Origin of the sequence: Rhizobium changzhiense (assembly GCF_013087625.1) — a bacterium.
Lineage (GTDB): Bacteria > Pseudomonadota > Alphaproteobacteria > Rhizobiales > Rhizobiaceae > Rhizobium > Rhizobium sophorae.
Genome location: NZ_JABFCQ010000001.1, coordinates 1,136,243 through 1,149,134 on the forward strand (window position 1 = coordinate 1,136,243; position 12,892 = coordinate 1,149,134).

Here is a 12,892-nt window from a genome sequence, read left to right on the forward strand (position 1 = left end):
GCCGGCATCCCCTTCGAAACGGGCAAGGGGCTGACCTTGCGCGGCACGGATTCGGACGATGCCTTCATGCCGGAAACTAGGCAGTCAAACTTGCGCGAGGATGAATGGCGCCGCCGCCACCCGTGATCGCGCCCACCCCTATTCCAGCAGGATCAGGATCTTACTTGCGGCCGTGTTGAGGATCGAGATCGCTTCGACGGCCATCTGCTTCTGGGTTTCGATCGCCTTCTGCCGGATCGAAGCCTCGTCCATGTCGGTATCGACGAGCGCGCCGACACTCTTGTCGATCGAATCAGACAGATCGGCGGTGTAGTCTATCTGATCGTCGATACGCGCCTTCATCACGCCGATAGAAGCGGCCGTCGTCGTCAGCGAGGAAAGCAGCGCATCGGTCACATCAAGCATGTCGACGAGCTGCGCATCGGTCGTGTTTGTGCCGATCGCAATTTCCGTACCTGTCGCCGGCGTGGTCGAGTTGGCGTTCAAAAGGTAGTAGTTGCGCGACGTCGCGCCGCTGTTGTTGATCGCGTTGGCATCGACCGGCTTGGTCAACAGGCCGCCACTCGCATTGTTCTTGTCGATGAGAATGGTCTGCGACGATGGGAAATCGATGGTCCGGGCCTGATATTCGCCGGTCGGAGCGCGCACGAAGCTCGAGATGACCGACCATGTCGGCGGCGCAGCCGCGTCGCCGTTCAGCAGCCAGTTTTCTCCCGCAAACGACGTCGATTCGACGATCGTCTGCAGCTGCTCCTTGTATTCGCTGATCTCGGCGTTGATCTTGTTCTTATCGGCGCCGGGCTCTCTTGCCGAAACCAGCTTGGCGCGAATCTGGCCTAGGAGGTCGATTGACGAGGTCATCGCCGTGTAGGTCGCATCGACCTTGGCCGCGCCGAGACCGAGCGCATCTCCGATCGTAGCGAGATTGGTGCTGTCCGAGCGCATGACGGTCGCGACCGACCAGTAGGACGCATCGTCGGCGGCCGTCTCGATACGATATCCCGAGGACACTTGCTGTTGGGTCTGGCTTGCTTCTTTGTTGATGCTGCGCAGCACCGCAAGCGCATTCACCGCGGACGCGCTGGTAATCTTAACGGTCATCGACAGGGTCTCGGAATAAGGTGAAAGGGCAGGCCGGATTGCCGGCGGCGACTGAGGTGGCATCATGCCTCCGGCAGGGTTTCCACCGGTGTGTCGCAAAAGCAAATCAACTCGAGGCGAAGGTAACTCGATATCAACCTGTTGGGCAAGAGCGCAGCATTGAGCGTGGCGCGTCGACCGTCATATCGATCAAGTTATTGATATAAAAGAAAGAACCGCGCCGTTTTGGGCGCGGTCCAGGAGGCATTTCATTTGCTGCCAGACGATGGCGCAAGATTCGGTCCAGCTTCAGCGCCGACTTAGCTGCGGAACAGCGTGAGGATGTTCTGAGCGCTGGAGTTGGCAATCGACAGCGATTGGATGGCCAGCTGCTGCTGCGTTTGCAACGCCGTCAGCTTGCTCGATTCTTCTTCCATGTCGGCATCGATCAGACGTCCGACACCGGAGTCAATCGAATCACTGAGAGAAGCGACGAAATTTTCCTGCAGGTCGATGCGGGTGGAAATCGAGCCGAGTTGCGAGGCAGCCTTGGTCATTGCTTCCAGGCCCGCCTCGATCGCCGTCAGGGCCATGGAGATCTCGGTCGAGCCGAAGCTGGTGATGTCCATCGTGTAGATCGAACCGATCGTACCGCTTGATGTGCCGATGATGCCGGAGGTCGTCTCGATTGCACCAACCGAGGTCATGCCGAAGAGAACGTTGCCCATGGAGCCCGAGCTCAGGACGTAGTCCGTCGTCTTGACCGAAACATTGCCGTTGCCGTCGCGGACGAAGGTCGAAACGACGCTCTTCGTCGAATTGCCGGCCACCCAGTTCTCGCCGGAGAAGGATGCGGACTGGGCAATGCTCATCAGCTGTGCCTGAAGCTGCTTGATCTCTTCCTGGACCTTGGTCTTGTCGACACCCTTTTCAGTCGCGGCGACGATCTTCGCCTTGATTTCGCTGATGACGTCGATGGCGCTGTCCATGGCGGAGTAAGCGGTGTCGACCTTTGCGGCTCCCAGGCCGAGAGCGTCGGAAACGGCCGAGAGAGCCTTGTTGTCCGACCGCATGGTCGTTGCGATCGACCAGTAGGCGGCGTTGTCAGCTGCCTTTTCGACGCGGTAACCCGACGATACCCGGTTCTGCGTATCCTCGAGGCTATCGTTGATTCCGCGAAGTGTCTGAAGAGCGGCCATCGCCGCGACGTTCGTCAAAATGCTGGTCATGAAATGTTTGCCCCTTGTCGGCAGATGGAAAAAAGGGACATTCCGGAAAGCTACCGGGAACGGGGGACCAGCCTCATGCCTATTAACCGGTTCTTAAACTTGGTTAACCCGCCGTCTCGTTGACCGCAGAAGACAGCATTATGGTTAATCATTGGTTAATACAAATCAAAAAGCCGCGCTCCATCGAAGCGCGGCTCTATTCCTGGATACCCGCCGGAGACCGGCGGGCCGATATTTCCGAGGGTTATTAGCCGCGGAACAGCGTGAGGATGTTCTGCGAAGAGGAATTCGCAATCGACAGCGACTGGATCGCCAGCTGCTGCTGGGTCTGCAGGGCGCTGAGCTTGGAGGATTCTTCTTCCATGTTGGCATCGACGAGGCGGCCAACACCGGAGTCGATCGAGTCGCTGAGGGCGTTGACGAAGTCTTCCTGCAGGCCGATGCGGGTGGAGACCGAGCCGAGAGCAGCGCCGGCGCTGGTCATGGCCTTCAGAGCCGATTCAACGTTGGTCAGAGCCGTCTGGATCTGGCCGAGCGTGAAGGTGGTGATGCTCATTGCGAAGACGGAGCCGACCGCGGAGTACGAGGTACCAAGGATACCTGTGGAGGTTTCGACCGAGCCGCCGCTCATACCGAACATGACGTTGCCCATGGAGCCGTTCGAGAGAACGTAGTCAGTCATCTTGACCGAAACGGCGTTGGAGGCGTCGCGGACGAAGGTGGAAACAACGCTCTTGGTGCCGTTGGTGCCGGCAACCCAGTTTTCGCCGGAGAAGGAAGCCGACTGAGCGATGCTCAGGAGCTGCTGCTGCAGCTGGCTGATTTCTTCCTGAACCTTGGCCTTGTCGACGCCGTTTTCAGTGGCGGCAACCAGCTTGGCCTTGATGTTGCCGACGACGTCGATGGCGCTGTCCATTGCGGAGTAAGCGGTGTCGACCTTGGCGGCGCCGAGGCCGAGAGCGTCGGAAACGGCCGAGAGAGCCTTGTTGTCCGAACGCATGGTCGTTGCGATCGACCAGTAAGCGGCGTTGTCGGAAGCCTTGCCGACGCGATAGCCGGACGAAACGTGAGCCTGGGTTTCCTGGAGACCCTGGTTGATGCCACGGAGAGTCTGGAGGGCTGCCATTGCAGCGTTATTGGTGTTGATGCTCGTCATAGTTTGCTTGCCCCTTGTTGGCAGATTTTTAAAAAGGGACATTCCGGATTTTCGGCCGGCCCACAGCGATCAGCATCATGCCTGTTAACCATTCCTGTTAAGGTTAACTCGCCGTTTCGATGGGCCTAGATGACAGCAAGATGGTTAAGGAAAGCTAAATTCAAATTGGAAATAGCGTAAAAATATCTGAGACTTAGAAGGATTTTCATTAACCTTATATTAAAACATTTCGCGGCCGGGGATGACCCGGCCGCGAAACTTGGAAACCTTGTGTCGACTGGTCTTAGCGGAACAGCGACAGGATGTTCTGCGAAGAGGAGTTCGCGATCGACAGCGACTGGATCGCCAGCTGCTGCTGGGTCTGCAGGGCGCTGAGCTTGGAGGATTCTTCTTCCATGTTGGCGTCAACGAGGCGGCCGACACCGGAGTCGATCGAGTCGCTGAGGGCGTTGACGAAGTCGTCCTGGCTGTCGATGCGCTTGGAGAGCGAGCCGAGAGCAGCGCCGGCGCTGGTCATGGCCTTCAGAGCCGATTCAACGTTGGTCAAAGCCGTCTGGATCTGGCCGGCGGTGAAGGTGGTGATGCTCATCGAGTAGATCGAGCCGGTCGCGCCCGACGAGGTGCCGAGGATACCCGTGGAGGTTTCGACCGAGCCGCCGCTCATGCCGAACAGGACGTTGCCGAGCGAGCCGTTCGAGAGAACGTAGTCGGTGGTCTTGATCGAAACGGCGTTGGAGCCGTCGCGGACGAAGGAGGAAACAACGCCCTTGGTGCCGGTACCAGCAACCCAGTTTTCGCCGTTGAAGGAAGCCGATTGAGCGATGCTCAGGAGCTGCTGCTGCAGCTGGCCGATTTCTTCCTGGACCTTGGCCTTGTCGACGCCGCTTTCAGTTGCAGCAACCAGCTTGGCCTTGATGTCGCCGACGACATCGATGGCGCTGTCCATGGCGGTGTAAGCGGTATCGACCTTGGCGGCGCCTACGCCGAGAGCGTCGGATACAGCCGAGAGAGCCTTGTTGTCCGAACGCATGGTCGTTGCGATCGACCAGTAGGCGGCGTTGTCGGAAGCCTTTTCAACGCGATAGCCCGAAGAAACGTGGTTCTGCGTCTGGTTGAGGCCCTGGTTGACGGCACGCAGCGTCTGGAGAGCGGCCATTGCGGAAGAATTGGTGTTAATGCTTGTCATAAGTCTGTCCCCTGGAAAACTAGATACAAAAAGGAGGACATACCGGACTATAGTACCGGCGATGACGGACCAGCTTCATGCTACTCGGCGCCTTTTTTGTTTGGCCCAAACCCGTCATGTCCAGGGCAATCTCGCAGCCAATGCTTGCCAACTTCTTAAAAATACGGGTCCTGCACCTGCCCCTCACACGGGATAGTTAATGCCTCCTCACAAGGCTTAGTTAATGGCTGCTGAAGATAATTTTCTGGCGTCCGAATTCGAGTGGCAAAAACGAACTTTACCGGCGAGAGGGGCGCTTTCCTGGACAGGCGAGGCCTTCGGGACAAAGCAGGCGTTCATCAAGCCACCGGTTTCAAGCAAGCTTCGAATGCCAGTGTGGCAGATGCCGGGATAGCATCATCGGATCGATCCCGTTTTTCGGGGAGGACGGCTCGTGCGTGCGTCGGCAATGGACATCCACGCCAGAACATTTCCCTCACGGAGTTGGGTTTTGAACAGCAAAGTTTCGTTCTCTGCGGCATCCAAGGATTACCAGATGGGCCGCTACACACAGTCCTTGGCGACGCTCAACCAGCTGATGGATATCCAGCAGGATGCCAAGACCTATGCGCTGCTGGCCAAGAACCTCGTGCAGCTCGGCTTCAAGGCCGATGCCGCGAAGGCCTATAGCCTGGCCGGCAACTGCGAAGGGCCGAATTCCTACGAATATCTGAAGCAGGCCGCCAAGCTCCATTACGAGACCGGCAGCGAGGACGAGGCTCTGCTGATCGCCATGCGCAATCTTGCCAAGGCGCAGGAAGATCCGGAGCTCGCATTCATCATCACAGCGATCTATCTGAAACGCCAGCAGCGGGATATCATCAGCCCGTTCAAGACGGTGTTGTCGGAGAGCATGAATCCCGATCACATCCGCCTGGCAGCCTTGCTGCTCGGCGACGACCTCCATGACGCAACGAACCAGAAGCTCGCGCGTAGCCTCTTCAAGCGTTTTCCCGGTAATGTCGCATTCCGTTTCCTCCATCTTGTTTTCCTCCGCGAATTCAACGAATTCGAAGAGGCGAGCAAGCATCAGGGTCTGATCGACGAGACCCTTGCAAAGGGCGATATCGAGATCCTGCGCAAGGACAACCCGTTCTATCATCTGCACTGGTGCGGGAACGAGGATTACAATCGATATGCGACGATCGGCACCACGCCCCTCAACCAGGAACGGGTGACCTTCCGCCGCAATCAGCCGCACAGCTGGTCGGACAAGATCCGAATCGGCTACATGTCATCGGACTTCTGGGATCGCCACGCGACGATGAAGCTCTTGCAGCGCATCCTGGAATTGCACGACAAGGACCGCTTCGAGATCACGCTGTTCTGCCACACTGGCCCTGAATTTCTGAAGCACAACGATACCGACCGCAGCCGCTGGGGCAGGATCGTCGACGTTCACGGCTTCTCCGACCAAGCGATGCTGGAGGCGGTGCGAGAGCATAATATCGACATCATGGTCGACCTAAAGGGCCATACGTCAGGCAGCCGCGCGACGGCCTTCAACCTGCCGCTGGCGCCGGTGCATGTCGGCTGGCTCGGTTTTCCCGGCAGCACGGTCAATATCGACCTCGATTATGTCATCGGCGACCATTCGGTATTGCCCGATGTAGCAAAGCCCTTCTATCACGAGAAGTTCTGCCGGCTGCCGGAGAGCTACCAGCCGAACGACCCGATGCATCGCCCGAAGCCCCGCCCCGTCACCCGCGAAAAGCTCGGCTTGCCGGAAGAGGCCTTCATCTTTGCGTCCTTCAACGGCAATCGCAAGATCACACCGGAGACGATCGACAGCTGGTGCCGCATTCTCAAGCGCGCGCCGAACAGCGTGCTCTGGCTGATGGCAAATACGCCGCGCAACCAGGCGAACCTCTTGAAGCAATTCCAGACGGCCGGCATTTCGCCCAAGCGGATCATCTTCTGCCCGCGCGCGCCCTATGAAGACCATATCGACCGTCAGCAGGCGGCCGACCTCGGCATCGATACCTTCCCCGTCAACGGCCATACGACCACCTCGGAGCAGCTCTGGGGCGGCCTGCCGGTCCTGACTGTCAAGGGCACCAACTTCGCCTCACGCGTCAGCGAGAGCCTGCTCAGGGCCATCGACCTGCCCGATCTCGTTGCGCCCGACCTGCAGGCCTATGAGGATATGGCCGTCGAACTGGCGCAAAATCCCGGGCGGATCGCCGAATACAAGGCGCATCTCAAGGAGAAGCGTTATATCGCGCCGCTCTTCGATGCCGAACGGTTCTGCGACCATTTGGAGCAGGCCTATGAAATCATGGCCGAGCGCGCCAGGCAGGGTCTTGCACCCGATCACATGGACATTCCGGCGCTGCCGCCGCGCACGGCGCCGTTCGCGGCCGAGTGAGGCTTTTCGACCGCTACAGCGCGCGTCTTTCAGGCGCGTGAAGGACGCCGTAGCACTTTGAATTGCTGCATAATGAAAGAACCCGCCGGAGCAGTCCGGCGGGTTCTTTCATTGGCGAATATCCAAGCGGCGGCAGCGGTCAGCTGAACGAGCGCACCAGGCTGCCGACGAGCAGGTTCCAGCCGTCGATCAGCACAAAGAAGAGAATCTTGAAAGGCAGCGAGATCGAGGTCGGCGGCAGCATCATCATGCCCATCGCCATGGTGATGGTCGCGACGATGAGGTCGATGACTAGGAACGGCAGCACGACGAGGAAGCCGATCTCGAAGCCGCGGCGAATCTCGGAAATCATGAAGGCCGGGATCAGCACGCGGTAGTCGATCGGATCGGTCGTCTGGATATTCTGTCCGCGTTCGCGCGCCAGATCGACGAAGAGCGCCAGATCCTTGTCGCGGGTATTGGCCGCCATGAAGGTACGGAAGGGTTCGGCGATACGCTGGACCGCCTCGGTCTCGTTGATCTGATTGGCAAGCAGCGGCTGCACGCCGTTCTGCCAGGCCTGATCGAAGGTCGGCGACATGACGTAGAAGGTCATGAACAGCGACAGCGACAGGAGGATCATGTTGGAGGGCGTCGAGGAGAGGCCCATCCCTGAGCGGAGGATCGAAAAAGCGATGATGAAGCGCGGAAAGCTCGTCACCATGATCAGGATGCCCGGCGCGACCGAAAGAATGGTCAGCAGGCCGAATGTCCGGATGATCCAGGCGGCGACGGAGCCATCGACCGGTATATTCAACAAGTCAGTCGGCAGCTGCTGTGCCACCGCCAGTTCCGGTACCGCCATCATGGCGGCAAGGAAAACTATGAGACGAATCATTCGATGACAAATGTCCTGAACATGACCTTCGATACCCGCCCTTGCGAGCGAAGGTCAACACGTTCCTGTATGTCATCCTTGAGATATTGAAAGCCCCGCGGCCCCTCGATCTGCTGCAGGGAGACAGTCCTGATATAGGCGAGGATATCCTGGTGAATATCCTCGGAAACCTTGACATCCGGCGGCCCGTTGAACAGCAGCGCGACTTCGAGTCGCACCCAATTTTCGGAGGGGTAGGCGAGGTTCGAGGTGATCGGCTCGAGCTGGACGACGTTGTTGGCCTCGGTCGAGATGCGCGCCAGGCCTTCCTCGGCCTTCTTCTTCGCCTCCGCATCCTTGGCCTGCTCGACCTCCTTGGCGCCCTTGATGTTGGGCGCGACGATCGTGCCGACCGCCCAGCCGCCGCCGGCGCCGACGAGCGTCAGGACGGCGATGCCGATGATCGTCATCAGCGAGCCGGATTTCTTCTGCGATTGACCTGCGCTTGCGTCTGGCTCTGCCATCGTCGTTCAGCCTCAAAGCGGCGAGAAAAGATCGACGGCCTGCTGGCCGCGCGGAGGCTGCTGCACTTCCATCAGGCGGCCGCGGCCGCCGTAGGAGATGCGGGCTTCGGCGATCTTGTCGTAGGAGATCTGGTTGTCGGCATTGACGTCCTGCGGACGAACGATACCGGCGACATTCAGGATGCGCAGCTCCTGGTTCAGGCGAACTTCCTGCGAGCCTGATATGACGAGGTTGCCGTTTTCGAGAATGCCGGTGACGACGGCGGCGACCAGAAGGGTGAGTTTGTCGGTGCGCTCGATCTTGCCCTTGCCGTCGGTGCTGGTGTCGGAGCCATAAGTCAGGTCAGTCTTCGACTCCGGCGTCCAGCCGAAGATCTGAGCGTTGACATCCCAGTTCATGCCGCTCGAATTCGTGCGGCTGCGGTTGGTCTCGTTGTCGAAGGAGGCCTTGTCGTTGATCTGGATGTCGACGGTCAGGATGTCGCCGACGTTGAGCGCGCGCGCATCCTTGAAGAGGGCGGCCTGCGAATCGCTCCACAGCGAATAGCCCTGCGCCACGGCGCGCGGCTGCTTCGGATAAAGCGCCATCTGCGGCGTCTGGCCGTAGGCGAGGCCGCTGCCGATCGGGCTCATGGCAGGCGCACGGCCGATCTCGCTGACCGCCGTCGGAGACTGGCAACCTGCAAGGAGTGCGAGGGCGGCGATCGCGGCCGGGAAACGCATATTCATGAAGGGTCCTTCGACGTATTGGGATCGGACGCACTGGCGATGACGCTGGCGATGACCGCGGCCTTCTCAGGGTCCATCTCGTTGAGGATGAGGCTCGACTGACGCGGGCCGAGCCGCATGATCACGGCGGAGGCCACCTCGATCTTCATGTCCTGCAACTGAAGTGCGGCCGCATCCGGCTTCATCTTCCTGTAGATCTCGGTGAGGCCGGCTTCAGCCTGCTTCAGGAAATCGTCGCGGCGCTTCAGCCAGTCCTGATATTCTGCCTTGCGCTTGTCCATTTCCGCCATGCGGGCGTCGATGTCGGCGCGAAGCTTTTCCAGCTCCTGCTTCTGCAGGAGGTAACGCTGGTCGCGGGCGGGCTCCGCGATGTTGGTGCAGAACTGCTTGATCTCATCCTGGGAGGTGATGTCGCCTGCCGGCGCATGTTCCTGCGCGAAGGCGCTGGGGATCGACAAAAGGACGAGGCCTGCGGCCGGCAACGCCAGCCGGCGCAGCAATTGCAGAACCGTCATGTCAGGGTTGATGATATCAATCATTGCAGCACAAGCTCCGCCTGCAGGGCGCCTGCCGACTTGATGCCCTGGAGAATGGCGATGATGCCATCCGGTTTCACACCGATATTGTTGAGGCCGGCGACAAGGGTCCTGAGATCTGGACCATCGATGATGGCGACGCGCCCGCCGGTCTGCTCGGCCGCGATATCGGTCTGCGGCTGGACGGCGGTCCGGCCGCGCGAGAAGGGTTCGGGCTGGATGATCTGCGGCGTCTCGGTGACCTGGACAGTCAAGGTGCCGTAGCTGACGGCAACCGGCGAGACGCGGACGTCGGAGCCGATCACGATCGTTCCGGTGCGCTCATTGATGACCACCTTGGCCGGCGTATCGGTTTCGACGATGAGATTTTCGACGTCGGCCATCAGCCGGGTGAGATCGGCCGCGCGCGGCTTCTGGATCACAACTTCCTGCGAATCCTTGGCTTCGGCGACCGGGCCGCCGAAGCGCGCCGAGGCATAACCGTTGACGATGTCGGCGATACGGATCGCCGTCGAGAAGTCTGGGTTGCGCAGCTGCAGGACGAGATTGACCGAATCCTTGAAACGGGACGGCAGTTCGCGTTCGATGATCGCGCCGCCGGGCACGCGGCCTGCGGTGGTGACGCCTTCGGTCACGGTCGCCGCCTGGCCCTGCGCCTGAAAACCGGAGACGATTACAGCGCCCTGCGCAACGGCGTAGATCTGGCCGTCGGCGCCGGAAAGCGAGGTCATGACGAGCGTGCCGCCGCGAAGCGACGTCGCGTCGCCGAGCGAGCTCACCGTGACGTCGATACGGCTGCCGGGACTTGCGAAGGGCGGCAGGTTGGCGGTGACCATCACGGCCGCGGTATTCTTGGCGTTGGACTGACCGCCCTGCGTCGAGATGCCGAGATTCTGCAGCATCGCCCGCATCGACTGCTCGGTGAAGGGCGAGGCACGGAAGCCGTCGCCGGTTCCCTGCAGGCCGACAATGAGGCCATAACCGATCAACTGGTTATCACGCCCGGCCTGAAGGGAGGCGATATCCTTGATGCGGGAGGTCAGCGCCCAGGCGGGCGCGACATCAGCCAAACTCATGGCGAGAACCGCGACAAGAGTGAGGAAACGGAAGAACAATTTCATTTTGCCCTCACATGGACCGTGCCGTCCGCAAGCACCGTGCCGCTGACGATGACGCCGGAGTCCATATTGCGCGCACGGACGACCTGCCCGATCGTGCCGTCTTCGAGCGGCGTGCCGGCGGCGGAGATCGTCATCGCGCCGAGCGATAAGACCAGACGGATCGAAGAGCCGCGTGTCACCGTATAGGCTTCGCGCAGGCCCGAAACCGAAATCGTGCGGCCCGGCAACAGCGTGCGCTTGGAGACCATGCCTTCGACCTGGGAAATGGATTTGGCATAATCGCCGGCGAGGTTGGGGTTGGTGACCTCGACCTCCTGAAGCTGGCTCGACGACAATGTGTCGCCGGGGTAGATGATCGTCGTCGGGACGACGGCATAACCCATGCCTGCATCCACGTCCGCGGGCAAGAAAACGCCCGCGACTGCGATCGTGGCTGCCGCCACCCATCCTGAGATGTGTCCTGCCCGGCAAAACATCATGTTTCGGCCCTTCCCTTTACTTCAGGTTCTTGCTGACGATGGAGGCCATTTCATCAGCGGTGGTGATCACCTTGGAATTCATTTCGTAAGCGCGCTGGGCCGAGATCAGCTCGGTGATTTCCTTCACCGGGTCGACGTTCGAAGATTCCAAGTAACCCTGCTTCATGTAAGCGAAACCTTCCTCGTCAGGATTGCCGATGACGGCTTCGCCGGAGGCCGGCGTTTCCTGGAAGAGATTGTCGCCGAGCGGCTGGAGACCAGCCTCGTTGACGAAGTCGGCAAGAGTCAACTGGCCGAGCTCGGTCGCCTCCGTCGCTCCCGGCAGCTTGGCCGAGACCTGGCCGGAGCGGCTGATCGTCAGTTCGGTCGAGCCCGTCGGAATGGTGATGCCGGGAAGGACCTCGTAGCCATCGATGGTGACGAGCTGGCCCTGGTCGTTTTTATTGAAGGCGCCGGCGCGGGTGTAAAGCGTCGTACCATCGGTCGACTGGATCTGGAAGAAACCCTTGCCGATCAGCGCCACGTCGAGATCGTTGCCGGTCTGGGTCAGTTCACCCTGGAGATGCAGGTTGCGGACCGCCGAGGTCTGGACGCCGAGGCCGATATTGGCACCTTCCGGAACGACGGCCTGGTTGGCGCGGTTGGCGACACCCTTGGCACGTTCGGTCTGGTAGAGAAGATCCGAGAATTCGGCGCGGGCGCGCTTGAAACCGGTCGTATTGATGTTGGCGATATTGTTCGCGATGACTTCCAGATTGGTCTGCTGGGCATCCATGCCCGTTGCTGCGATGGCGAGCGCTCTCATGTGTTCGTCCTCAAATCAGTTACATCTGCATCTTGGTGACTTCGAGAAAGGCCGAGACGACCTTGTCGCGGATGGCAATCGCGGTCTGCAGCGTCTGCTCGGCCTGGAGCATGGAATCGACGACTTCGCGCGTCGACGCCGTGCCCTTGATACCGGCAAAGGACATGCTTTCCGCACCCTTCAGGCTGTTGACCGCGTCGCTCGCCATGTTGCCCATGACGGAGGCGAAGCTCATGCCACTGGCCGCACCTGCGGCGCCCGGCATAGTGGCGGCAGACGACGAGGCGGAATTTTCGGTGTCGACGGCGCCGAGCGCGCGGGTCATCGAAAGGTTGCTGACATTCTGGACGCTGCTGATCATTATTATTGGCTCTTCAGGAGGTCGATCGTGGAGGAGATGAGATCGCGGGTCTGTTTGATGGTCTGCAGATTGGCGTCATACGAGCGGTTGGCTTCGCGCATGTCGGCCATCTCGACCAGGATATTGACGTTCGGCAGTTTGACGACGCCCTTCTGGTCCGCAGCCGGATTGCTGGGGTCGAATTCAGTGCTGAAGTCGCCTTCGTCGACGCCGACCTTCTTGACGTTGACAGTCTCGACGCCGTTGGTGCGATCCATCTGCTGGCCGAAGGTGATCGTCTTGCGGCGGTAGGGGTCGGCACCGGGCGTGTCGCCGGTCGAGCGGGCATTGGCAATGTTTTCCGAAACGATGCGCAGGCGCGTCGACTGCGCCTCGAGCCCGGAACCGGCGATTTTCATTGCTGCTGAAAGCGGATCCATGACT

At 60.0% G+C, this 12,892-nt stretch carries 14 protein-coding genes; 1 reads left to right on the forward strand and 13 read right to left on the reverse strand.

What is annotated here, in order from left to right:
- Positions 1-138: 138 nt before the first annotated feature.
- The 4 genes from G9X68_RS05660 to G9X68_RS05675 all read right to left on the reverse strand — a co-directional run bounded on the left by G9X68_RS05660 (position 139) and on the right by G9X68_RS05675 (position 4,651).
- Positions 139-1,101, reverse strand: a complete 963-nt coding sequence (locus G9X68_RS05660; RefSeq protein WP_171601596.1) for a flagellin N-terminal helical domain-containing protein — start codon at positions 1,099-1,101, stop codon at positions 139-141.
- A gap of 299 nt (positions 1,102-1,400) precedes the next feature.
- Positions 1,401-2,309 carry a flagellin N-terminal helical domain-containing protein gene (locus G9X68_RS05665; RefSeq protein WP_168310498.1) on the reverse strand — a complete coding sequence of 303 codons (909 nt, stop codon included), beginning with the start codon at positions 2,307-2,309 and terminating at the stop codon, positions 1,401-1,403.
- 247 nt (positions 2,310-2,556) lie between these two features.
- Entirely contained in the window at positions 2,557-3,465 is a 909-nt protein-coding gene (locus G9X68_RS05670) for a flagellin N-terminal helical domain-containing protein (RefSeq protein WP_168314451.1), read from the reverse strand.
- Positions 3,466-3,748: 283 nt separating this feature from the next.
- Positions 3,749-4,651: a flagellin N-terminal helical domain-containing protein gene (locus G9X68_RS05675; protein ID WP_171601597.1), complete on the reverse strand. Its 903-nt coding sequence runs from the start codon at positions 4,649-4,651 to the stop codon at positions 3,749-3,751.
- A 433-nt stretch (positions 4,652-5,084) separates the two neighbouring features.
- Here G9X68_RS05675 and G9X68_RS05680 point away from each other — a divergent pair, with 433 nt between their 5' ends.
- A complete protein-coding gene (locus G9X68_RS05680) occupies positions 5,085-7,058 on the forward strand; it encodes an O-linked N-acetylglucosamine transferase family protein (RefSeq protein ID WP_171601598.1) in 1,974 nt (657 codons plus the stop codon).
- 139 nt (positions 7,059-7,197) lie between these two features.
- Here the strand turns inward: G9X68_RS05680 and fliP are convergent, their stop codons facing one another.
- From fliP to flgC, 9 genes are read right to left on the reverse strand one after another with little or no spacing between them, the layout of a single operon-like run.
- Positions 7,198-7,935: a flagellar type III secretion system pore protein FliP gene (gene fliP, locus G9X68_RS05685; RefSeq protein WP_171601599.1), complete on the reverse strand. Its 738-nt coding sequence runs from the start codon at positions 7,933-7,935 to the stop codon at positions 7,198-7,200.
- Positions 7,932-8,438: a flagellar basal body-associated FliL family protein gene (locus tag G9X68_RS05690; RefSeq protein WP_171601600.1), complete on the reverse strand. Its 507-nt coding sequence runs from the start codon at positions 8,436-8,438 to the stop codon at positions 7,932-7,934. Before G9X68_RS05690 ends, fliP begins: the two co-directional genes overlap by 4 nt.
- A gap of 12 nt (positions 8,439-8,450) precedes the next feature.
- The gene (gene flgH, locus G9X68_RS05695; RefSeq protein ID WP_011650477.1) at positions 8,451-9,167 is read right to left on the reverse strand and encodes a flagellar basal body L-ring protein FlgH; all 717 of its coding nucleotides are present in this window, start codon (positions 9,165-9,167) and stop codon (positions 8,451-8,453) included.
- Positions 9,164-9,706 carry a MotE family protein gene (locus tag G9X68_RS05700; RefSeq protein ID WP_012756064.1) on the reverse strand — a complete coding sequence of 181 codons (543 nt, stop codon included), beginning with the start codon at positions 9,704-9,706 and terminating at the stop codon, positions 9,164-9,166. Before G9X68_RS05700 ends, flgH begins: the two co-directional genes overlap by 4 nt.
- The gene (locus G9X68_RS05705; RefSeq protein ID WP_025393157.1) at positions 9,703-10,824 is read right to left on the reverse strand and encodes a flagellar basal body P-ring protein FlgI; all 1,122 of its coding nucleotides are present in this window, start codon (positions 10,822-10,824) and stop codon (positions 9,703-9,705) included. The genes G9X68_RS05700 and G9X68_RS05705 overlap by 4 nt, the downstream gene beginning before the upstream one ends.
- Positions 10,821-11,303 carry a flagellar basal body P-ring formation chaperone FlgA gene (gene flgA / locus G9X68_RS05710; protein ID WP_171601601.1) on the reverse strand — a complete coding sequence of 161 codons (483 nt, stop codon included), beginning with the start codon at positions 11,301-11,303 and terminating at the stop codon, positions 10,821-10,823. The genes G9X68_RS05705 and flgA overlap by 4 nt, the downstream gene beginning before the upstream one ends.
- 16 nt (positions 11,304-11,319) lie before the next feature.
- Positions 11,320-12,108, reverse strand: coding sequence for a flagellar basal-body rod protein FlgG (gene flgG, locus G9X68_RS05715; RefSeq protein ID WP_168310504.1), 789 nt, complete (start codon positions 12,106-12,108; stop codon positions 11,320-11,322).
- Positions 12,109-12,127: 19 nt separating this feature from the next.
- A complete protein-coding gene (fliE, locus tag G9X68_RS05720) occupies positions 12,128-12,469 on the reverse strand; it encodes a flagellar hook-basal body complex protein FliE (protein WP_171601602.1) in 342 nt (113 codons plus the stop codon).
- A 2-nt stretch (positions 12,470-12,471) separates the two neighbouring features.
- On the reverse strand, positions 12,472-12,888 hold the full coding sequence (gene flgC, locus G9X68_RS05725) for a flagellar basal body rod protein FlgC (protein ID WP_168310506.1): 417 nt from the start codon (positions 12,886-12,888) through the stop codon (positions 12,472-12,474).
- Between the last annotated feature and the right edge of the window lie 4 nt (positions 12,889-12,892).